22 protein-coding genes and 1 pseudogene are annotated in these 21,581 nt (G+C 65.6%); 16 read left to right on the plus strand and 7 right to left on the minus strand.

The genetic code is table 11. The features are described 5' to 3' along the window. The first annotated feature begins 23 nt into the window (after positions 1–23). From AC1DQR_RS35375 to AC1DQR_RS35390, 4 genes are all read left to right on the plus strand, one after another. Positions 24–1,418 carry a selenium-binding protein SBP56-related protein gene (locus tag AC1DQR_RS35375; RefSeq protein WP_416050859.1) on the plus strand — a complete coding sequence of 465 codons (1,395 nt, stop codon included), beginning with the start codon at positions 24–26 and terminating at the stop codon, positions 1,416–1,418. Positions 1,419–1,492: 74 nt separating this feature from the next. Next, positions 1,493–2,176, plus strand: coding sequence for a hypothetical protein (locus AC1DQR_RS35380; protein ID WP_416050860.1), 684 nt, complete (start codon positions 1,493–1,495; stop codon positions 2,174–2,176). Between the two features lie 103 nt (positions 2,177–2,279). Continuing rightward, a complete protein-coding gene (locus AC1DQR_RS35385; RefSeq protein ID WP_477134720.1) occupies positions 2,280–3,047 on the plus strand; it encodes an N-acetylmuramoyl-L-alanine amidase family protein in 768 nt (255 codons plus the stop codon). Between the two features lie 39 nt (positions 3,048–3,086). After that, positions 3,087–3,320, plus strand: a complete 234-nt coding sequence (locus tag AC1DQR_RS35390) for a lysozyme inhibitor LprI family protein (protein ID WP_416050862.1) — start codon at positions 3,087–3,089, stop codon at positions 3,318–3,320. Between the two features lie 148 nt (positions 3,321–3,468). Here AC1DQR_RS35390 and AC1DQR_RS35395 read toward each other — a convergent pair whose 3' ends face one another. Both AC1DQR_RS35395 and AC1DQR_RS35400 read right to left on the minus strand, forming a co-directional pair. Continuing rightward, positions 3,469–5,607 (minus strand): TonB-dependent siderophore receptor, encoded by a 2,139-nt coding sequence (locus AC1DQR_RS35395; protein ID WP_477134721.1) that lies wholly within the window; start codon positions 5,605–5,607, stop codon positions 3,469–3,471. A gap of 263 nt (positions 5,608–5,870) precedes the next feature. Next, complete coding sequence (locus AC1DQR_RS35400) at positions 5,871–7,040, minus strand: mandelate racemase/muconate lactonizing enzyme family protein (RefSeq protein ID WP_416050864.1); 1,170 nt, start codon at positions 7,038–7,040, stop codon at positions 5,871–5,873. 192 nt (positions 7,041–7,232) lie between these two features. Between AC1DQR_RS35400 and AC1DQR_RS35405 the strand changes: the two genes are divergently transcribed. After that, complete coding sequence (locus AC1DQR_RS35405; protein ID WP_477134722.1) at positions 7,233–8,168, plus strand: LysR family transcriptional regulator; 936 nt, start codon at positions 7,233–7,235, stop codon at positions 8,166–8,168. Positions 8,169–8,177: 9 nt separating this feature from the next. On the opposite strand, the gene AC1DQR_RS35410 is transcribed toward AC1DQR_RS35405, so the two are convergent. Next, entirely contained in the window at positions 8,178–9,068 is an 891-nt protein-coding gene (locus tag AC1DQR_RS35410; protein WP_416050866.1) for a LysR family transcriptional regulator, read from the minus strand. Positions 9,069–9,168: 100 nt separating this feature from the next. Here AC1DQR_RS35410 and AC1DQR_RS35415 point away from each other — a divergent pair, with 100 nt between their 5' ends. From AC1DQR_RS35415 to AC1DQR_RS35435, 5 genes are all read left to right on the plus strand, one after another. Continuing rightward, a complete protein-coding gene (locus AC1DQR_RS35415) occupies positions 9,169–10,722 on the plus strand; it encodes an AMP-binding protein (RefSeq protein WP_416050867.1) in 1,554 nt (517 codons plus the stop codon). 11 nt (positions 10,723–10,733) lie between these two features. Then, the gene (locus AC1DQR_RS35420) at positions 10,734–11,915 is read left to right on the plus strand and encodes an acyl-CoA dehydrogenase family protein (protein ID WP_183034921.1); all 1,182 of its coding nucleotides are present in this window, start codon (positions 10,734–10,736) and stop codon (positions 11,913–11,915) included. 63 nt (positions 11,916–11,978) lie between these two features. Next, positions 11,979–12,962, plus strand: a complete 984-nt coding sequence (locus AC1DQR_RS35425; protein WP_416050868.1) for a Bug family tripartite tricarboxylate transporter substrate binding protein — start codon at positions 11,979–11,981, stop codon at positions 12,960–12,962. A 17-nt stretch (positions 12,963–12,979) separates the two neighbouring features. Beyond that, on the plus strand, positions 12,980–14,077 hold the full coding sequence (locus AC1DQR_RS35430) for a CaiB/BaiF CoA transferase family protein (RefSeq protein WP_416050869.1): 1,098 nt from the start codon (positions 12,980–12,982) through the stop codon (positions 14,075–14,077). A gap of 35 nt (positions 14,078–14,112) precedes the next feature. Beyond that, positions 14,113–15,474 carry a serine hydrolase domain-containing protein gene (locus AC1DQR_RS35435; protein WP_416050870.1) on the plus strand — a complete coding sequence of 454 codons (1,362 nt, stop codon included), beginning with the start codon at positions 14,113–14,115 and terminating at the stop codon, positions 15,472–15,474. An 84-nt stretch (positions 15,475–15,558) separates the two neighbouring features. On the opposite strand, the pseudogene AC1DQR_RS35440 reads toward AC1DQR_RS35435, so the two are convergent. Beyond that, positions 15,559–15,867 (minus strand): annotated as a pseudogene (locus AC1DQR_RS35440) (helix-turn-helix domain-containing protein); the annotation flags it as partial. Here AC1DQR_RS35440 and AC1DQR_RS35445 point away from each other — a divergent pair. The 6 genes from AC1DQR_RS35445 (at position 15,836) to AC1DQR_RS35470 (ending at position 18,918) form a co-directional block, all read left to right on the plus strand. Further along, positions 15,836–16,123 carry a hypothetical protein gene (locus AC1DQR_RS35445; protein WP_416053381.1) on the plus strand — a complete coding sequence of 96 codons (288 nt, stop codon included), beginning with the start codon at positions 15,836–15,838 and terminating at the stop codon, positions 16,121–16,123. The pseudogene AC1DQR_RS35440 and the gene AC1DQR_RS35445 overlap by 32 nt on opposite strands. Positions 16,124–16,162: 39 nt before the next feature. Continuing rightward, the gene (locus AC1DQR_RS35450) at positions 16,163–16,471 is read left to right on the plus strand and encodes a DUF1272 domain-containing protein (RefSeq protein ID WP_416050871.1); all 309 of its coding nucleotides are present in this window, start codon (positions 16,163–16,165) and stop codon (positions 16,469–16,471) included. Positions 16,472–16,580: 109 nt separating this feature from the next. Next, positions 16,581–16,922 (plus strand): FKBP-type peptidyl-prolyl cis-trans isomerase, encoded by a 342-nt coding sequence (locus AC1DQR_RS35455; protein WP_416050872.1) that lies wholly within the window; start codon positions 16,581–16,583, stop codon positions 16,920–16,922. Between the two features lie 89 nt (positions 16,923–17,011). Next, on the plus strand, positions 17,012–18,208 hold the full coding sequence (gene fabV / locus AC1DQR_RS35460) for an enoyl-ACP reductase FabV (protein WP_416050873.1): 1,197 nt from the start codon (positions 17,012–17,014) through the stop codon (positions 18,206–18,208). 17 nt (positions 18,209–18,225) lie between these two features. Beyond that, positions 18,226–18,591 (plus strand): glyoxalase superfamily protein, encoded by a 366-nt coding sequence (locus tag AC1DQR_RS35465; RefSeq protein WP_416050874.1) that lies wholly within the window; start codon positions 18,226–18,228, stop codon positions 18,589–18,591. A 39-nt stretch (positions 18,592–18,630) separates the two neighbouring features. Then, positions 18,631–18,918 (plus strand): DUF6881 domain-containing protein, encoded by a 288-nt coding sequence (locus AC1DQR_RS35470; RefSeq protein ID WP_150984935.1) that lies wholly within the window; start codon positions 18,631–18,633, stop codon positions 18,916–18,918. Between the two features lie 32 nt (positions 18,919–18,950). Here AC1DQR_RS35470 and AC1DQR_RS35475 read toward each other — a convergent pair whose 3' ends face one another. From AC1DQR_RS35475 to AC1DQR_RS35485, 3 genes are all read right to left on the minus strand, one after another. Continuing rightward, a complete protein-coding gene (locus AC1DQR_RS35475) occupies positions 18,951–19,277 on the minus strand; it encodes a cupin domain-containing protein (protein ID WP_043353345.1) in 327 nt (108 codons plus the stop codon). A 178-nt stretch (positions 19,278–19,455) separates the two neighbouring features. After that, positions 19,456–20,694 (minus strand): glycosyltransferase, encoded by a 1,239-nt coding sequence (locus tag AC1DQR_RS35480; protein ID WP_416050875.1) that lies wholly within the window; start codon positions 20,692–20,694, stop codon positions 19,456–19,458. Further along, positions 20,691–21,338, minus strand: coding sequence for a TetR/AcrR family transcriptional regulator (locus AC1DQR_RS35485; RefSeq protein ID WP_416050876.1), 648 nt, complete (start codon positions 21,336–21,338; stop codon positions 20,691–20,693). The genes AC1DQR_RS35480 and AC1DQR_RS35485 overlap by 4 nt, the downstream gene beginning before the upstream one ends. Positions 21,339–21,581: the final 243 nt, after the last annotated feature.

The raw sequence follows: 21,581 nt of genomic DNA on the forward strand, positions 1-21,581 counted from the left end.
GTGGTGGCGCAAGGAGATGCACCATGGCGACCTGGAAGCCCGACCCGAGCTTTTACCCCTCCCCGCGCCTGGCAGCAAAGGCGCCGCCCGAAGCACTCGCCTATGTGGCGATGTTCGATCCCACGCGTACCCAGCCTGACGGCATTGCCGTAGTCGACGTCGATCCCGCCTCCAAAGCCTACGGCACCATCGTCGGCCAGGTCATGGTGCCCAACGCGGGCGACGAACTGCATCACTTCGGCTGGAACGCCTGCTCGTCCTGCCTGTGCCCCAACGCCCCGCACCCGCATATGGAGCGGCGCTACCTGGTGGTGCCGGGCCTGCGCTCGTCGCGCATCTACATCATCGACACCAAGCCTGATCCGTTGCGGCCAGCCATTGCCAAGATCATCGAGCCGGGCGAGCTGGCCGAGCGCACCGGTTACTCGCGCCCGCATACCGTGCATTGCGGCCCCGGCGGCATCTACGTGACCGCGCTGGGCAACGCAGAGGGCAAGGGGCCGGGCGGCATCATGCTGCTGGACCAGCAGGGCTTTGATCCGCTCGGGCAATGGGAAGTGGAGCGCGGCCCGCAGCATTTTGCCTATGACGGCTGGTGGCACCTTGGCTTCGACACGCTGGTGACCAGCGAATGGGGCACGCCGGACATGATCGAGGATGGCCTGGTGCCGGAGATCCTGCTCGGCTCGCGCTACGGCAGGCGGCTGCATTTCTGGGACATGACCAAGCGCAAGCACCTGCAGGAGATCGACTTCGGCGAGGAATACCAGCTCGTGTTCGAGCTGCGCCCCGCGCACGACCCCACCAAGGCGTACGGCTTCGTCAACTGCGTGATCAGTCTGAAGGACCTGTCCTCATCCATCTGGGTCTGGTATCGGGACGAAGGCAAATGGGCGATCCGCAAGATCATCGATATCCCAGCGGAGGCGGCGGACCCCGACCTGCTGCCGCCCATCCTCAAGGGCTTCAAGGCGGTGCCGCCGCTGGTCAGCGATATCGACCTGTCGATGGACGACCGCTTCCTCTACGTGTCCTGCTGGGGCACCGGCGACCTGCTGCAGTACGACGTCTCCGACCCGTTCGCGCCCAGGCAGACCGGCTGCGTGCGCATCGGCGGCATCGTCTCGCACGCCACGCATCCAGGCGCAGGTGGCGCCGCGCTCAACGGCGGCCCGCAAATGGTGGAGGTCAGCCGCGACGGGCGGCGCATCTACTTCACCAACTCGCTCTACGGCGCGGTCGATGCGCAGTTCTATCCGGAGGGCATCGAGGGCTGGATGGTCAAGCTCGACGCCGCGCCCGAAGGCGGCATCCGCTTCGACCCACGGTTCTTCCTACGCTGGCCGGCGGGCCATCGCCCGCACCAGGTCAGGCTGGAAGGCGGGGATTGCTCGTCGGATTCGTATTGCTTCCCGTAGCCGCATGACGTCATAACCCACCCCATAACCAACGCCATAACCAACGCCATAACCCGCGCCATAGCGCCCCCGCCATGTTCGCCACCACAGGCGTGCCGCTGGGCACGCAGTTCGCCACGCAGTGGTCCGCCCTGTGGCCGCTCTGGTGGCCGTGGCTGGCCATCGCCGCGCTGGGCCTGTTCCACGGTGTCAATCCCGCCATGGGCTGGCTGTTTGCCGTGGCGCTAGGGCTGCATCGGGGGCGGCGCAAGGTGGTGCTGCTGGCGCTGCTGCCAATCGCGCTCGGCCACGCCATCGCGGTGGCCCTGGTGCTGGCCGCCACGCTCACGCTTGGCAGCCTGCTAGATCCCCAATGGCTGGCGCGCGCCGGCGGCGCGGTGCTGATCGGCTGGGCTGCCTGGCATGCGCTGCGCGGCCATCGCCAGCGCCCCCGCGTAGGCATGCAGGCCGGCATGGCCGGGCTGGCGCTATGGTCGTTCCTGATGGCGGGCACGCACGGCGCGGGGCTGATGCTGGTGCCGGTGCTGCTGCCGTTGTGCCGCGCCGCCGGCGCACCGGCGGCAGGCGGACCGCTCATGCCAGCGCTGCTGGCGCTCGGGCTTCACACGCTGGCCATGCTGCTTGCCATCGGCACCGTGGCGCTGCTGGTATACGACCGCATCGGCGTGGGTTTCCTGCGCACCGGCTGGATCAACCTGGACCGGGTGTGGACGGTGGCGCTGGCGGGCTGTGGCGCGGCATTGCTGTTGATGGCGTAGGCCGACGGCGACCCGATAGAATCGTGGGCCTATCGATTTAGCGCAGGTTTTAGCGCCTATGCAAGCTATGCAGTCTCTGACTCCGGTGCGATTGGCCCGGCTGGTGTTCGCCGGCCTGGCGTTGGCTTTGTCGCTCCCGGCAAGCCCGGCATCGCAACAGTGCGACAGGAGCCGTTTCGTGATTGCCATTGATGCGGGACATACAGCCAGCCACCCAGGCGCAACGAGCGCGCGCGGCGTGCCCGAGTTCGAGTTCAATACGCGCCTCGCCGCAACGCTGGTGCCGGTGCTGGCGGGCATGGGGTTCGCCAACGTATTGCTGACCAACGAGCGCGGCGCGGATATCTCGCTGACAGACCGCTCCGAGCTGGCGAATCGCCGCGGGGCGGATCTGTTCCTGTCGCTCCATCACGACTCGGTCCAGCCGCGTTATCTTTCCGCATGGACCTACGAGGCCAGGCCGCAGCGCTACAGCGACGACTTCAGCGGCTACTCGATCTTTTACTCCGGCCAAAACCAGCAGCCAGACGAAAGCCTGCGGTTCGCGCGCGTGCTGGGGTCCGAGCTGCACAAGCAGTGCCTGCGCCCCACCCTGCACCATGCCGAACGGATCGAAGGCGAGAACAGGGAACTGGTCGACCCGGGTCTGGGCATCTACAGGTTCGATGCACTCAAGGTCCTGGCTACCACGAAGATGCCGGCGGTGCTGTTCGAAGCCGGGGTGATCGTCAACCGCGCCGAGGAAACCCGGCTTGGCGATCCGGCCTACAGGCAGACGATGGCTGAGTCGATCGGCGCGGCGGTCGCCCGGTTCTGTGCCGGCGACAACGGTGCGGCAACAGCAGGTGCTCAATCATGTTTTCCTCCCTGATGGCGCCGGGCGGCGGCGCCGTACAACGCGGGAGCGGCGATGCTGCCGCCGAGCTTCAACTGCGGCAACGCCAGGACCGGGCCGGAGAATCTGATCTGCAATGACCGCCGGCTTGGCGACGCGGATGGACGGCTGGGGGCCATCTACGAAAATCTGCGTTTCTTCCTGAACAGCGCCGAATTCATCCAGGTGAGGGACGACGAACGGCGCTGGATCCGCTGGCGGGATGACCGCCGGCAACGGATTGCGCGCGAGGCGGGCAGGTCGACATGAACTGCGCCATCGGCCTGTGGGAGACCCGCATCGTGCAGCTGCAGGGAAAGCTGAAGCGCATCCAGCAGGCTCGCGGCGAGCCTGACAGGGCAAGCGGGCGGTAGAGGCAAGAGCGTCGTCGCACGGCATGCGCCGCGCCCCCATCCTCTTAGAACTGCACAGTGGCATTTGCCAGGAATGTGCGCGCCGCACTCGGCAACACAAAGCCGCCGTAGGTGGTAGTCCAGTAGCGACGATCGAACACATTGTTGACCGCGGCCCGCAACGTCACCGTCTTGCCAGCGTAGCGCGTGGTGTACCTGGCGCTGAGGTCCGCGGTGGTGTACGACGGCACGTACTGGGTATTGGCCGCATTCACCCACATGGCGCCGGTGACCTTGGCGCCGGCCGCCAGCGTCAGGCCGCGCAGGAAGGGCGCGTCGTACTCCACGCGGCCGCTGACGATGTAGCTGGGGGTGGCATAGATGCGCTTGCCGTTGACCGCGGGATCGTCGATGCCGGTGGCCTTGGTGTCGAGCCACAGCACGCCGCCCATCACCCGCCAGTCGCGCGCCACGCGCACCCAGCCGCTGGTGTCCAGGCCGGTGTAGCGCTGGGTGCCGTCCTGCACGAAGACGTTGGCGGTGTTGGTGTACTCATAGCCGCGGTCGACGCGGAACAGCGCTACGTTGGCACCCCAGTCGCGGCGCTCGGTCTTGTAGCCAACCTCATACTGCTTGCTCTTGAGCGGGCCATACGTCTGCGGGAAGTTGGCGTTGGTGTTGCTGGCCGAGCCGCCTTGCTCAAGCGACTCCACATAGCTGACGTAAGCGGTGGAATCATTGTCGGTCTTGAACATCAGGGCCACGGTGGGAGTGACTGGCTTGGCGCTGTAGCTCGCCGTGACATTGGCCGAACTGTCGAAATTGTCCTGGCTGAAATCGGTGTAGCGCAGGCCGGCCAAGACCGAGAAGCGCTGGGTGAGCTGGATGGTGTCGCTGGCGTAGACGGATTTCTGCGTGATCTTGTAGTCGCGGTACGGTACGTACACCAGGCCGGAAGCCTGGTTGGTCAGCAGCGTGGGATTGTAGAGATTGTTCTCGCCCAGGAAGATGCCGTCGTTGGCGCCAACACCTGCATCGTTGACGCGCACCTGGGACTGGTAGCCCACGCCGAACACCACGTCGTGCTGAATGCTGCCGGTGGAAAACCTGCCCTGCACCATGCCGTCATAAGCCTGGTAGTAAAACGCAGACTTCCAGTTGTACTGGGTGTCGGAGAAGTTGCCGGCGGCATCGTTGACAAAGATGTAGCTGTCCCCGCTGAAGCGGCTCTCGCGCGCGAAGCGGTACTTGAAGCTGGTCTTCCACTTGTCGTTGATGCGGTAGTCCACCCCGGTGCCCACCGTGGTGGTCTCGGTCTCGTGGAAACTGTAGGGCTGGACGAAGCGGCGCGAAACCTTGCTGGCATCGGCGACCGGCAGGCTGGCGTCGAACCCCAGGCCAAACAGGGTGCCGTTGGTCTTGCGCTTCCAGTACATCACGTCAGCGCTCCATGTCAGGTCCGGCGTCATGCGGAAATCCGCGGCCAGCGATACCACATCGCGACGCAGCTGCACGCCCGGATCGGCCGTGCGGCCTTCTTCATGGGCCGCGTTGAGGCGGTAGCCAAAGCGCTGGTCCGGCCCGAAGCGCCCGCCCAGGTCGATCTTCTCGCTCCACACGTTGTTGGCCTGGTAGCCCACGGTGAACTGGCGCAATGGCTCGTCGGTGGGGCGCTTGACCACATAGTTGATGATGCCGCCGGGGCTGCCAAAGCCGTACATGAAGCCCGACAGGCCCTTGAGCAGCTCTACCTGCTCGAACGGTTCCAGCGGCAGGTCGGTGTTCCAGGAGACGAAGTTCTGGCCGTCAACCTTGGTGCCGTTGAGCAGGTCGACGGCCATGCCGCGCACGGCGAAATAGGAGTTTTCGGTACGGCCGTTCTCGCCCAGGATGGACACCGCGGGATCGTACTTGAACACGTCACTGGCGGTCTGCGCCATGCGGTCCTGGATCTCCTCGCTGCTTGCCGCCACCACCGAGAACGGCGTGTCGACAGGCTTGCGCCCACCGAGCGCCCCACCACCAATCCTCTCCACTTTGGCCGGCTCGGTCAGCCGCTCGGCCTTGACGGTGGCCACTGGCAAGGTGGCATCGGCTTGCGTGGCTGCCGGCGTGGCGGTCTGCGCCAGGCTGGCAGCCGGCAGCGTGGCGAACGCGACGGTCAGGCCAAATACAGCGCTGGCAATAGGCGAAAGGCGGGGCATTGCCTGGCATGCGGCGGCGCGCAGCGGCAAGCGGCGGTGATTAAACATCGGCGGAAACGTCCTTGGGAAGGTTGGGTCTGGCGGGAACCTGGGCTGCAGTGTGGTGCGAAGCGCCAATCCATCTTCAAATGAGAATACGAATACAAATGAGAATGGTTCGCTTTTTTATCACAAAGCAGGATGCCAGCTCAACGACAGTAAGAAATTTCCCAAGGATTTGTATTCTGTACGCAACATAGGCCGGCAGGCCGGCCTATGGGCTGTCATCCGCCCGCCAGTGCCTGCATGGCGCGATACAGGTCGGCCTTGCCTTCGAATCCGATGCCCGGCAGGTCCGGCATGGTGATGTAGCCGTTATCGACCGTCACGCCATCGGGAAAGCCGCCGTAGGGCTGGAACAGGTCCGGATAGGACTCGTTGCCGCCAAGGCCAAGCCCGGCCGCGATATTGAGCGACATCTGGTGGCCGCCATGCGGAATGCAGCGCGTGCGCGACCAGCCGTGCTCAAACAGCATGTCCAGCGTGCGCAGGTACTCCACCAGGCCGTAGCTCAGCGCGCAGTCGAACTGCAGCCAGTCCCGGTCGGGACGCATGCCGCCATAGCGGATCAGGTTGCGCGCATCCTGCATGGAGAACAGGTCCTCGCCCGTTGCCATCGGCTTGTCGTAGTAGTTGCGCAGCGTGGCCTGCAGCTCGAAATCGAGCGGATCGCCCGGCTCCTCGTACCAGAACAGATCGTATTGCGAGAGGGCTTTCGCATACCGTATCGCGGTGTCCAGGTCGAAGCGCCCGTTGGCATCCACGGCGAGTTTCTGGCCATCCTGCAGCACGCTGAGAATCGAATCGATGCGGCGCAGGTCCTCGTCGAGCGAGGCGCCGCCGATCTTCTTCTTGACCACCGTATAGCCGCGATCGATATAGCTGCGCATCTCATCCTTGAGCTTGCCGTGGTCCTGGCCCGGGTAGTAGTAGCCGCCCGCCGCGTAGACGAAGATCTTGCGCTCCGGCTTGCCGTCGCCGTAGCGCTCGGCCAGCAACTGGAACAGCGGCTTGCCCTCGATTTTTGCCACCGCATCCCACACCGCCATGTCGATGGTGCCGATCGCCACCGAGCGCTCGCCGTGGCCGCCCGGTTTCTCGTTGGTGAACATCGCCGCCCAGATCTTGTGGGGATCGAGGTTGGTGCCGTTGTCGTCGATGAGGGTTGCGGGGTCCGCCTCGAGCACGCGCGGGATGAACCGCTCGCGCATCAGCAGCCCCTGCCCATAGCGGCCATTGGAATTGAAGCCATAGCCGATGACGGGCTTGCCATCGCGGATGACGTCGGTCACCACGGCGACGAGGCTCAGCGTCATCTTGCTGAAGTCGATATAGGCGTTGCGGATCGGCGAGCTGATGGGCACCGTCTTCTCGCGAATTTCCACGATTTTCATTGGAGCGTCTCCTGGAGCGTGGCACGCGGTGCGTGCGCTGAGTGGTAGGAAGGCTCCAGCGTAGCGAGGCGGCGCATGGCTGAGTTTCGCCAGAACGCATTTCACTATTCACCTATGGTTAATACCGGTGCGGCTCCGGGCGGCAATAACCCGCTTAAAATCCACCGGGACACCCATCACTCTTCTCCATCAGTGAAAACCGATATCACCTCGGACCTCGAGTTCTTTGTGCTGATTGCGAGACACGGCAATCTCTCGGCCGCCGCGCGGGCGCTGAACCTGACGCCACCGGCAGCCACCAAGCGGCTCGCGCTAATGGAAGAACGGCTTGGCGCGCGGCTGGTGAACCGCACCACCCGCTGCACCAGCCTGACGCGCGAGGGCGAGATTTACCTTGCGCATGCCACGCAGATCCTTGCCCAGCTGCGCGAGATGGAGGATGCCATTTCCAGCAGCCGTGCCGAGCCGCGCGGGCTGCTTCGCATCAACGCCACGCTCGGCTTCGGCCGGACGACCATCGCCCCGCTCGTCTCCGAATTCGCCAGGCGCTACCCGTTCGTGGAGGTGCAGTGCGAAGTCACCGACAAGGCAATCGATCTCGTGGAGAGCGGCTTCGACCTGGCAATCCGCTTCGGCGCCCTGCCGGACGGCCGCCTCAACGCGCGCCGCATCATGTCGAACCGGCGCTTCCTGTGCGCGTCACCCGCCTACCTTGAGCGGCATGGCACCCCGGCGAGCCTGGCCGAGCTGGCCAATCACCGCTGCATCATCCATCGCCAGAACGACGACGCACATGGCATATGGCGCTTCATGGCAGGGACCCAAGGCGAGATGGTCAGGGTACATGGCACGCTGTCGAGCAACGATGGCGACATCGTCCTGGGCTGGGCGCTCGACGGGCATGGGATCCTGATGCGCTCCGAGTGGGATCTGGCCAAGTACCTGGAGAGCGGGCGCTTGCGGCTGGTGCTGCCCGACGCCGCCCTGCCCCCGGCCGACCTGTTCGTCTACTATCCGGGCCAGCGCGACCAGACCGCGCGGGCGCGCGCGTTCATCGATTTCCTGGTCGATCATTTCCGCGCCCCTTTCACCCCCGTGGCCCCGGCGGCCGCAGGCGGTGGCGCATAGCCGGGCAGCTCAGGCGCCTTGCTCGCGCACCAGCGCCGTCATGCGCTGCGCGAGCGGCGAGAGATAGGCGCCGGCCCGGGTGATCACGCCCACGCGCCGGCGCAGATCCAGCTCTTCAAGCCCCAGGTTGAGCGGGCGCAGCCCGGTCGTCACCGCATTGGAGTTCGTGCCCGATATGCTCAGCATCAGCGTGCCGCGCATCAGGTCGAAGAGCGAGGAGCTGCCAAAATCGGTCTCGATGCGCAGGTTCGGGGCGGCCAGCCCCTGCTTGCGAAACGCCGCGTCTACCTGCTGGCGCAGGATGATATGCGGCCCGGGCAGCAGCCAGTCCTGGCCCGCCAGATCCGCAAGGGTCAGCTTGCGGCGGCGCTGCAGCGGGTGCGCTTCATCGGCCACCACCACCAGCCGGTCGTCGAACAGTTCTTCCACCGCGAACTCGCTGGCGCGCTCCCTCGGCGTGGGGGCGATGGCAAGGTCCAGCTCGCCCGCCAGCAGCAGCTCCATGAGGTCCCGCGCCAGCAGCCGGCGCAGCCGCAGCCGGGCAACCGGCCGCTCCCGCAGCAGCTGACGGCAGGCGTCAAGCACCAGGGCATTGGGGATCGAAGGCGAATAGCCCAGGCGCAACATGCCCTGCTCGCCGGTGCGGATGCCTTGCATCTCCTTGAGCGCGTCGTCGAACTCCAGCCGGATGCGGCGCGCCCGCACCATGAATTGCATGCCCGCCTGCGTCGGGGTCATGCCATGGGCCGTGCGTTCGAACAAGGGCAGGCCGATCTGCGCTTCCACGCGCTGCACCGCCTTGGTCAGGGCCGGCTGGCTGATGCCCAGCGACTCCGCGGCGCGGCCGATGCCGCCGTGCGCATCCACGGCCAGCACATATTCAAGATCTCTCGTCTCCATCGTTGCATTCCCGTTGGTTATGCCTTTATAGCCGGTACAGCATTGTAGTGATGCCCCGCATCTTACAGACTACGGCGAAGAACCTTCAAGGAGACAACCCATGGGATTCGCTTTCTTCCTGCGCCGCGCGGCGCGCTATTGGGGGGATCACGCCGCCGTGCTTTACAACGACCGCGTGCTGACCTATCGCGAACTGGACGAGCGCTCGAACCGCCTCGCCAATGCGTTGCTGGCCCTCGGCCTCACCCGGGGCGATCGCGTGGCGATTCAGTCACGCAACCGACCCGAGCTGGTCGAAATCGAGTGCGCCCTGTACAAGGCCGGACTCGTCAAGGCCGCGCTCAATCCGCGCTTCACGGCGGCGGAGGCATCGGATGTGGCCGAGAACTGCACGCCGCGCATCCTGTTTGCCGGACCTGGCTATACCGGCTACTCGCCGGAAACCGCGGGCTTCGCGTCAGTGGAAACGTTCATCGCGATTGGCAAACCCGCGGACGGCTACGGCGATTACGAGGCCCTGCTCGCAGGCGCGAGCCCAGCACCGCTCGACATCGCGCCGCAGCCCGACGACCTCGCCGTCCTGCATTTTTCCTCGGGTTCCACGGGCAAGATCAAGGCCGCCATGCAGAGCTACGGCAACCGCCTGGCTGCGCTGCGCAAGATGCTGCTGAGCATGGACAACCCGGCACGGCCCGGTGACCGCCTGGCACTGATCGGGCCCATCACCCACGCCTCCGGCATGCTGATGCAGCCGTATCTGTACACCGGCGCAACATTGGTGCTGTTCGACAAGTTCGAGCCCGCGCATTTCCTGGCGGAGGTGGCCAGGCTGCGCGTCACCCATGTGTTCATGGTGCCGGCCATGATCAATATGCTGCTGACCGAGCCAACCCTGGCCAGCGCGGACCTGAGCAGCCTCAAGACCCTGGCCTACGGCGCCGCGCCGATGGCGCCCGCGCGCATCCGCGAGGCGTGGGAGCGCATCGGCCCCATCCTGTCGCAAGGCTATGGCGCGAGCGAGTCCACCTCCGGCGTGACCCGCCTCTCCACCGCCGATCATGCCCACGCACTGGCGCACCGGCCCGAGCGGCTGGCCTCCTGCGGGCGGGCGCTTGGCGAAACGGAGGTGCGCGTGGTCGACGAGCAGGGCTGCGAAGTGGCCGGCGACGACATCGGAGAACTGGTGATCCGCGGCGAGGATGTCTTCCATGGGTACTGGGGCGAGCCGGAGCTGACGCGCGAAGTGCTGGTGGACGGATGGCTGCGCACCGGCGACCTGGCCCGGGTGGATGAAGAAGGCTACATCTACCTGGTCGACCGCAAGAAAGACATGATCATCTCCGGCGGCTTCAACGTCTATCCGACCGAGGTCGAAGCCGCGCTTTACCAGCATCCCGATGTGATGGAAGCCTGCGTGATCAGCGTGCCCGACGACACCTGGGGCGAAAGCGTCAAGGCCGTCGTTGCCCTTCGGCCCGGCCGGCAAGGCACCGCGGAAGACCTTATCGCGCACTGCCGCGCGCGCATTGCCGATTACAAGTCGCCGCGAACCATCGACTTCGTCACCGAACTGCCTAAGAACGCGAGCGGGAAGCTCGCTCGCAAACTGGTGCGCGAGCCGTATTGGCAAGGCGTATCCCGTCGCGTGAATTAAGGAGAACCGCCATGTTCGACAACCTCACCAATCCCGTGCTGGTCGAAACCCGCGCCAGCATCCAGCGCTACATCCATGAGGAACTGCTGCCGCTGGAGCGCGAGCTGGGCCTTGGGTCCGAAGATGCCTGGCCGCGCGATGTGCTGCGCGGCGTGTGGCGCCGCTCCAGCGAGCTGGGGCTCTATGCCGCCTGCCTGCCCGTCGAGCTCGGCGGCAAGGGCCTGAACATCGCCGAGCAATGCGCGCTGAAGGCGGACCTTGCCGCCAGCGGCGCGGTGCTGGCGCCGCACGTGCTGGGCGACCTGGGCGGCCCGCCGCGCGTGGGCAATATGCTCAAGTACGCCACGCCGGACCAGCTTGCGCGCTACTTCCAGCCCGTCATCCGGGGCGAGAAGTCCACCTGCTTCGCCCTGACCGAGCCGCATTCCGGCTCGGATGCCCAGAGCATCTCCACCACGGCGGTGGTGGACGGCGATGACCTCGTCATCAACGGCCGCAAGCACTACATCAGCGGCGCGCCGTTTGCCGACTTTGCCATCGTCATGTGCGTCACCGATGCCACTGCGTCCCCCCCAGCCATCACGGCCGTGCTGATCGACCTGGACCTGCCCGGCGTCAAGGTCAGCACCGAGTACGTGCCGATGTCGGGCCAGCATATCGATGGGGACATCGAGTTCGTCAATGTGCGGGTGCCGCGCGCCAACATCTTTGGCGGCGAAGGCAACGGCTTCAAGCTCGGCATGTCGCGCATCAACGTCAACCGGCTGCTGCACTGCCCCACCATGCTGGGCCTGGCCACCAAGGCCTATGCGTCCTCGCTGGAGTACGCCGGCCAGCGCCGCCAGTTCGGCGGGCCCATTGCGCGCTTCCAGGCCATCCAGCACATGCTGGCGGACATGGCCGCCGCGCTGTGGGCTTGCGAGAGCATGATCGCGCAAACCGCCGCGCTGGCGGACAGTGGCGCGGATCTTCGGGTGAAGGCCGCGGCATGCAAGCTGTTCATCTCCGAGCGCTGTTTCGAGGTAGCCGACAAAGCCGTACAGATCCACGGCAATGTGGGCGTGACGCGAGGACATCCGGTGGAGCAGGCTTTCCGCAAGCTGCGCATGTTCCGGATTTTCACCGGCACCAGCGAGATCCAGCGCAATACCATCGCCCGCGCGATTCTCGAACCGATGCAGGCGAAAGCCTGAGCCGGCAGCGATTGATCAGACCGACGCAGGCAAACTGCGCAGCCAAGAACTGGAGACACCCCTATGAAACGCCGAACCTGGCTCGCCACCGCGGGCGCTGCCGCACTTAGCAGCATGCTCACGCCGGTGCGCGCCGCCGCGCCCTATCCCAATCGTCCCGTGCGCCTGATCGTCCCGTTCCTGGCGGGCAGCGCACCCGATAACATCGCACGCACGCTGTCGGCCGAACTGGGCCGCACGCTTGGCCAGCCGCTGGTCGTTGAGAACATGCCCGGCGCGGGCGGCGTGATCGGCGCGAGCGCCTTGAAGCGCGCCGCCGCGGACGGCTACACGCTGGGCATTCTCGCGAACACGCATGTGATCAACGTGCATCTGTACCGAAACATGCCGTACGATCCCGCGCACGATTTCACCGCCATCGCGGCGATTTCCGGCGGCCCTACCGCGCTCATCGTGCCTGCCGACGCGCCATACAAGACCGCCGGCGACCTGATCGCCGCGCTCAAGCGCGCGCCCGGCAAGCTCAACTACGGCTCGGGCGGCAAAGGCAGCATCGCGCATCTGGCGGTGGAGGCCTTGCTGCATCAGACGGGCACCGATGCCGTGCACATCCCCTACAAGGGCGCGACGGAAATCATCACCTCCATGCTCAGCGGCCAGACCCAGTTCGGCATGCCTGTGCTGGGCACAGCGACCCAGTACCTGCGCAATGGCCAGGTGCGGGCACTGGCGGTGTCGTCATCCACACGCTCCGTCTATTTCCCCGAGGTGCCAACGCTTGCCGAGGTCCTGCCCCCCGGCCTGGTGCTGGACAACTGGAGCGGCCTGTTCGCGCCCGCGCACCTGCCCGCCGAACTCACCCAGCGGCTCTTTGCCGCGGTCACGGAGTTGCAGGCCAGCGGGCGCCTGGATGCGCAGTTGAAGGCCAACGCCGGGGAATTGCGCCGCAGCGCTTCGCCGTCGCAGTTCAACGGCATGGTGGCCGCGGATACCGCCCGCTACGGCAAGCTGATCCACTCGATCGGCATGAACGGCGACGTCAGCTAAAGCACCGGGAGCCGGCAATGAAACCAGAGTGGTCCTGCCTGAAGGACGTCAAGATCATTGATCTCAGCCAGCTCCTGCCCGGCCCGCACGCCACGACCCTGCTCATGCAACTGGGCGCGGACGTGATCAAGGTGGAGCAGCCGGGCACGGGCGACACCGCCCGCCAGCTCGGGCCTGCCGTGTTCGCGCAGTTCAATCGCGGCAAGCAATCCGTCGCGCTCGACCTGAAATCCGACGAGGGCCGCGCGGCATTCCTGCGCCTGGTGAAAGCGGCGGACGCCGTTGTCGAAGGGTTCCGGCCCGGCGTGATGCAACGCCTCGGCCTGGGCTATGACGCGCTCGCGCAAGTGAACCCGGCCATTGTGCTGTGCTCCGTGTCCGGGTTCGGCCAGACCGGCCCGTATGCGGACCATGCCGGCCATGACCTGAACTATCTCGCGCTGGCAGGTTACTGGTCCGTGCCGGTGCAGGTGGACGACAAGGTGTCCCGGCCGCGCGTGCGCGTCTCCGACTACGCGGCCTCGGGCTATGCGGCGCTGGCGCTGGCCGTGGCGGTCATGAGCGCGCGGCAGCATGGACGCGGCCAGCATCTTGATGTGTCGATCCATGATGCCATCCTGTCGTGGACCGCGCATGGCGCCTGGGCCGCGCGCGGGTACGAAGATCGCCCGCACGAATCGCCAACCGTCATGCCGGACAACGATATCTTCGAGACCAGCGATGGCCGCCATCTCGCCATGGGCATCCTGGAAAACAAGTTCTGGCTCAACCTGTGCGAGGCGATCGGCGCCGACTTTCCGGCGCTGCTCGATGCCCGGTTCACGTCGCGGCCCGGCCGCCAGCAGCACAAGCCGGAAGTGAACGGCCTGCTCAAGGGGATCTTCCAGTCGCGGTCCCTTGCGCAATGGGCGGAAGTCTTCGCGCCCTTCGACCTGCCGTTCTCTCCCGCGCTCAGCGCGCAGGAGCTATTCGCGGACCCGCACGTCAAGGCGCGAAACATGGTGCGCGAGGTGCCCGCGGAAAGCGCCATCGCGCTGAGCTTCCCGGTCAAGTTTTCGCTTGGGCTGCCCGCAAGCGACGATCACGTTCCCGCGCTTGGCGAACACAACGGGTAGCATTTCAGGCCAAACGATAGAACATGGAGACAGGCATGCATCGTGGAAGCAGGCACGGCGCCAGCGTGGCGCGCTACGGCGCATCGATCGCCATCGCGGCGATGCTCGCATCCGCATCCCCCCTGGCTGGCGCGCAAACGCCAAACCCGCCCGAGACCACCGACCCGGTCAGGCTTGGCATCATGCAGGGCTTTCCACCCGCGCCGGACAAGCGCGTGACCAAGGCGAACGCGTTCCAGCTCCCCAACCTGCGATGGGCGTTCCGCCATGCGCGGGAGACCTCGCCCACCGCCGGCATCACGCGCGCCGCGTCGCCGCACGCGTTGCCGGCTGCGCCGGTTGCGCGCCTTGACGATGTGACGTTCGACCTCGAGGGGCAACAGGTCAAATTGTCGAGCTACCTGCACGATACGTACACCGACGGCTTTATCGTCCTGCACAAGGGACAAGTCGTCTACGAGCGCTACTTCGATTCCTTTGCTCCCCGGCAGCCTCATATCTGGGCTTCGATGACCAAGTCGATCACCGGCTTGCTTGCCGCCATGCTGATCGACGAAGGCAAGCTGGACCCCAACGCGAAGCTGGCCAGCTACGTGCCGGAGCTGGCCGGCAACCCGTTCGGCGAAGCCACGATCCAGAAGAACCTGGACATGGAGGTAGCCGTCAGCTACCCGGCAAGCCTGCCGCCCGATCTGGGCCTGTTTGGCGCCGTTGGCCTGATTGCGCGCCGCGACGGCGCGCCCGACAATATCTACGACTTCCTGAAGGCCGCCCAGGTCCCGCAGCCAGCTGCCGGGACCAATGTCTGGTACTACCAGAACGGGTCCCCGGAGGCAGTTGCCTGGGCGCTGCGCAGGATCACCGGCCAATCGTGGAGCGAGCTGGTTGCGCAGCGCATCTGGTCCCGCTTTGCCGAGGACGATGCCTATATCCAGGTCGACCAGCTCGGCACGGAAATGGCCAGTGGCGGCATGAACAGCACGCTGCGCGATGCCGCCCGCTTTGCCGAAGCGATTCGCAAGGCCGGCTCAGGCGAGAACCCGGGCGCCATCTCCGGCAAAGCCGTTCGCCTCGCGCTGAAGCCCAATGACAACCAGGCGCTGTTTGCCACCGGGAACCTGGCGGCTGGCAGAGCCAACTACGCCTACCGCGACTACTGGTACCAGGTCAACGATGGCGACGGATCGATCGAGGCAAGCGGGCGCTTTGGCCAGAAGATCTACATCAACCCGAAGAAGGCGCTGACCATCGTCAAGTTCTCGTCGAGCCCCGACACCGCACCGCGGCCCACCAGCGCCAACGCCACGTCCGCCGGCTCGACCCAGCGAATGCCGGCCGAATCTCCGGCGGCATTCGCCAACGCCGTCAAGGCACTCTATGCGGCGATCCCGCATTAGGCGCCGCTGAAGCGTTCGAGCCTGTGACCGCCAGCGCGACGGCGGCACGGCCTCTTCCTGCCGCCACGCGGCGCGCAACGCTTGCGGGCTGGCAAAGCCGCAGCGCTGCGCAACCAGCTCGACTGCCCAGTCGCTGTCCTTCAGCAACCTGCGTGCCAGATCCAGCCACAATTGCTGCTGGTACTGCTTGAGCGTGACGCCGCACTCCTGCTGGAACAGCCGCGCCAGATGCCGATAGCTCAGCGCGAAGCGGCCGGCCAGCTCGCTGTACGACAATTCGCAGGCTGGCCGCCCGGTCAGGAAATCCTGCACGGCGTGGATGACCGGATGATGATGATTGCGGTAGCGCAGCTGCATGCGGATGGCGCTGCTGCAACCGCGCCAGGTGCTCATGGTGCGTCGTGCAGCTGCGCCCGTCGAGCAAGCCGGCCGCGCCGAGCAGGAATGCGCCGGTGCAAACGCTGGCCAGCGTCACCTCGCCAGGACAGGGCCGCACCACGGCCTGAAGCCAGTCGGCGATCTGCCGGTGCTCCGGCGTGGACAGCGCCCTGAACACCAGCTTGAAGCCCACCACGATCACCACGTCGCCCGGCGCCAGCCGTGCCTTTCGAATTGCGGTGCGATTTCTCCGTCGTTAATATGGCAGTGAATTCACCAACATGACATGCCATACCAGAGGAGAAAGAACATGCTGGAACTCAGGCCAAGCTGCGAGCACTGCAACAAGGCGCTCCCGCCAGCGTCGCTGGAAGCGCGCATCTGTAGCTATGAATGCACATTCTGCGCGTCATGCGTGGACGATGTCCTGGGCAATGTCTGCCCAAATTGTGGGGGCGGCTTCATGGCAAGGCCGATCCGGCCGTCGCGCAACTGGAAGGGCAACAACTTCCTGGGCAACGATCCGGCGAGCACGAAAACCAAGCACCGGCCGGTGGATCCGGCCACGCATGCGCAGTTTGCAGCCGCCATTCGCGGGCTTCCTCCCGAGCAACGATAGCCGGACCGATTGCAAAAATCCGCCCGCGCCCCTTCTGGTGACACTGCCACGGAATGTAAACTCTGCTTCCTCGGTCAATGCACCCATGACCATAAAAAACGAGCATCGGATGAGCAACGAACTACAGGTTGAAGACATGCAACTCGGCGACGGCAAAGCCGTGGTCAAAGGCGCCTTGATCACCACCCAGTACAGCGGCTACCTGGAGGAAGGCACCAGGTTCGACTCCTCCTACGATCGCGGCAAGCCCTTCCAGTGCGTGATCGGCACCGGGCGCGTGATCAAGGGCTGGGACCTGGGGCTGATGGGCATGAAAGTCGGCGGCAAGCGCAAGCTCCATGTCCCCGCCCACCTTGCTTATGGCGAGCGGCAGGTCGGCGCCCATATCAAGCCAAACTCGAACCTGGTCTTCGAGATCGAGCTGCTGGAAGTGCTGACGCGGGACGATTGATACAGACGCCCATACAAGCTGGCGCATGCCGAAGGCCGGGGTTCCGCCGGGGTTCCATTACAATCCACCAAAATTGCAAGGAACCCACCATGATCATCGGACCCCGCGTGCGCGGCTTTATGTGTGTCACCGCCCACCCCGCCGGCTGCGAAGCCAACGTCAACCAGCAGATCGCCTACGTGAAGGCAAACGGCCCGGTCGCCAACGGACCCAAGAAGGTCCTCGTCATCGGCGCCTCCACGGGCTATGGGCTTGCCGCTCGCATCACGGCAACGTTCGGCTGCGGCGCCGACACGCTCGGCGTGTTCTTCGAGCGCGCCGGCACCGAGAGCAAGCCTGGCACCGCGGGCTGGTACAACACGGCGGCGTTTCACAAGGCGGCAACGGCCGAAGGCCGCTATGCCATGAGCATCAATGGCGACGGCTTTTCCGACGAGATCAAGCAGCAAACCATCGACGTCATCAAGCGTGATCTTGGCCAGGTCGACCTGGTCGTCTACAGCCTTGCTGCGCCGCGGCGAAAGCACCCGAAGACGGGGGAAATCTTCAATTCCACGCTCAAGCCCATTGGCAAGGAAATCCGGCAGCGCGGCCTGGACACCGACAAAGAGGTGATCAAGGAAATCGCCCTGCAGCCGGCAACGCAGGAAGAGATCGAGCACACGGTCGCCGTGATGGGCGGCGAAGACTGGCAAATGTGGATCGACGCCCTGCTCGCCGCCGGCGTGCTCGCCGACAATGCAAAGACCACCGCGTTCACCTACCTGGGCGAGAAGGTCACCCACGACATCTACTGGAACGGCTCCATCGGCGCCGCCAAGAARGACCTGGACCAGAAGGTGCTGGACCTGCGCGGCAAGCTGGCCGCCACCGGCGGCGATGCCCGCGTCGCGGTGCTCAAGGCCGTGGTGACCCAGGCCAGCTCCGCCATCCCGGTGATGCCCCTGTACYTGTCGCTGCTGTTCAAGGTCATGAAGGAAACCGGCACCCACGAAGGCTGCATCGAGCAGGTCTACTCGCTCTACCGGGACTGCCTGTACAGCCAGTCGCCACGCCAGGATACGGAAGGCCGCCTGCGCACGGATGAGAAGGAACTCAGCCCGGATGTCCAGGCCCGCGTGACGCAGTTGTGGGACCAGGTCACCGACGACAATATCTACGCGCTCACCGATTTCGCGGGCTACAAGGCGGAGTTCCTGCGCCTGTTCGGGTTCGGCATCGACGGCGTGGACTATGCGGCCGACGTCAATCCCGCCGTGGAGATTCCCAACCTGGTCGAAGCGTAAGCCGCAGGCACAACGCCATGAACCTGTCCCCCGCCATCCCCATCTTCCGGATCTTCTCGGTCGAAAAGGCCAAGGAATTCTATCTGGGCTATCTTGGCTTTTCCCTCGATTGGGAGCATCGTTTCGGTGAGGAATTTCCGCTCTACGCCCAGGTGAGGCGATCCGGCCTGACGCTGCACCTGAGCGAGCACCATGGCGACGCCACGCCAGGTTCGACGGTGTTCGTCCCCGTGGAGGACATCGATGCCCTGCATCGCGAACTGGATGCCAGGCAGTATCGCTATGCAAAACCGGGCATCGACGTGGTGGGCTGGGGACGGCAGTTGCAAGTCGCGGATCCGTTTGGCAACCACCTGCGGTTCTGCGAGCTATCCAAGGACTAGGGTTTTGTTTGGCGACACGCGGCTTGAGGAGAGACCCCGATGGAATACATCGACGTCATCTGGCGGCACGAGCTTCCCTCGGAGCCGGTTCGGCTCGTGTCGGAGCTTGACGGCGCACGCTTCGAGACCAGGAAGCTGGAATTCTTCCGGGATGGAACCGTAGGCTTCGCGAGCACCGGCGCGGCAACGGGCAGCACCAATCTCGGGCTGGTGCCCGTTCCCGGCCTTGCCGAGATCAACGCGGATCCGGAGTTCGACGGCACGGCGATGACCCCGGAGGAATTCGAAGTCCTCTGGCTATTGCACGCGCGTCCGGCAAAGCACTGAGCGTTCCCTGGCGACGCCAGCTACGGCACCTGCTACAGCAGCACCAGCGTCACCAGCAGCGATGCGTTGCTGATCGCCGTCACATCGTGCATCACGTTGGATTCCAGATAGACCAGGTCGCCCTGGCGCAACAGCCGGTGCGCGCCCTCCACACCGATATCGACCTCCCCTTCCAGGCACTGCACCGTGATTGGCCCGGCTACCGCGTGGGCCGGCATATGCTTGCCGGCGGTCAGCACCAGGCGCATGACCTCCAGGCGGCTTTCCTTGAAGAAGGCGGTAGTGGGTGTCTTCGCGAGACGCTCGCCTAGCGGCAGCACGCTGGCCACCTGGCCGGAAGCTAGATGAGGCAGGGACATGGGCGGCTCCTCTGGTGTAAACGGCGTGAGCAACGTGAGCGATGTGGGGCGTGGCGGGCACTTCAGTGCGAAGCGCCTCGCTCCGGACAATCCATTCTAGTCGTGCCCGCCAGCGATCCGGAAATTAGCAGACACGGAAAAACCCCGATACCTGGCCGCCCGCGGCCCCCAAGTAACATCAGGTGCCATCCCGCATCATGGCCTCGATGGCCGAGACCGCATCGGCCAGGCCGTTTTCGCCCGCCATCCTGGCGCCGAGCGCGCGTGCCCGCGAACGGGCTTCGGCGCCCTGGGCGAACGCGATGGCACGCGCGAGTGCCGAGGCTTGCAGGTGCTTTCCGCTCACGGCAGCGCCGGCCACGCCGGCCAGCCTGAGCCGGTCCGCCCAGAAGAACTGGTCACCCGCGAACGGCACCACCACCGATGGCACGCCCGCCCGCGCGGCGCAATGGGTCGTGCCGGAGCCGCCGTGATGGACAACCAGCGATGTCCGGGGAAACAGCCAGTCGTGCGGCGTGTCGCCAACCACATGCACATTCGCCGGCAGCCCGGCGGTGTCCACCCCGCTCCACCCGGGATAGAACAGCGCCCGCCGTCCTGCGCACGCCGTGATCACCGCGTCCAGCATCTTCTGCCGGTCAAACCCCGCCATGCTCCCGAAACCGAAGTACATCGGCGGCTCCCCCGCGGCGAGGAAATCCGCAAGCGGCTGCGGCGCAGTCCAGTCCGGTGACGGCGCGATCCATTGGCCGCAGACACGCGCATTGCCCGGCCAGTCCGCCGGCCGGGGCAACAGACTGGGCGAAACCCCGTATAGCATCGAATGCCGGGTCCACAGTTGCCGCCGCGGCGGCAGCCCGCATACGGCCGCGCGCGCGGCATTGGTCTGCTTGCGAAACGCCCGCCACAGCATCCCGTTGACGAAGTGGTGGCTCGTGCGATTCAGCCAGCCCGGCAGCCGTGCCTGCGCCAGGAACGGCGAGGCGAAGTCCGCCGTCGGCGTGATCGGGATCAACCCGGTGCCGATCGCCTTCACGCCCAGATGCTCGGCGGCCGACAAGCCGGCGAAGGCCGCCAGGCCCGAGACCAGGATGGCATCGCAGCCTTCCCCCGCCGCCACGATCTCCCGCAGCCATGCCTCGGCATTGGCATTGGCAATGCGCGCCAGCGCGCTCGCCGTGCTGGTGAAGCCGTCATTGCGCGCCACCACGCCGGAGATCGCAAGCTCCGGCTGCAACGCGCCCTTGATATCCCCCGCCAGCGCGGTTGTCGGAACACCAAGGACCTTGGCCGTGCCAAGCGTTGCGCCATCGGCAAGTAGCCGGGCCTGGTGGCCGGCATCCATCAATGCGCGGCACAGTGCGGCCAGCGGGCGGGCATCGCCCTCCGTGCCGTAGGTTGCGACGATGATCTTCATGGTGTCTTGCGGCTCCTTGCACGCGGCGCCAACGGGCGGGCGCTTCCCTCCACGAACAGTGTCACCACCACCGCGAACTCCTCGCGCAGCGTGCGCCCAGGCAAAGTCAGCCAGCGCATCAGCGCGCCGAGATAGAGGTGATGGAAGAGCGACGCCAGATGCGCCGCGCCGAGATCGTCCCGCAGTTCGCCCGAGCGCTGGCCCAGGGCGATCAGCAGCCCGAACACATCGGTCATGTCACTGGCCTGCACGGCCTCGTCCGGCGGAGGCGCAGCTTCCAGGCTCAGAAAACGAAAGCGAAGGTAGGGCGAAAGGTAGGCGCGATGCGCCTCGCACCAGGCGGCCGAGGCATTGAGCAGCAGCGAGATTGCCGGCCGGAAGCTTGCCTGCTGTTCGACCTCGGGCCGCAGATGCGCCAGATCGGCGGCCAATTGCATGTGGATCCAGTGCGCCAGCACGGATTCCTTGGTTGGGAAATGGTTGTAGAGCGTTCCCTTGGCAACGTCGGCCCCGGCCGCGATCTGTTCCATCGTCACGGCGTCATACCCTTGCGCCTCGAACAGGCCCATGGCGGTCCGGGCAAGGAGATCCAGCGTTTGCACGCGCTTTCGGGCGCGGCGGCCCGGCATGTCGGGGGCGATCATCTTATCCATATAAATGAACGACGAATATTATTGAACGACGTTCAAAATATCGTAGCGCGATCCTGGCGGTAAATCAATCCGGCCGGGAGCCTCGCGGGATTGCGCCGCGTCCTGCGCCGTCGCGCGGCCACAACACACCCTCCTTGGTGGCGATAACAGTATGCCGGGCCGGTGCTAACGTCTGGCGCACGCTGCGATTCCCGCTGGCGATCCGGCGCGCGACGCACAACGCAAACCGCGCCG

The sequence above is a fragment of the Cupriavidus sp. 05L411 genome (assembly GCF_056398045.1).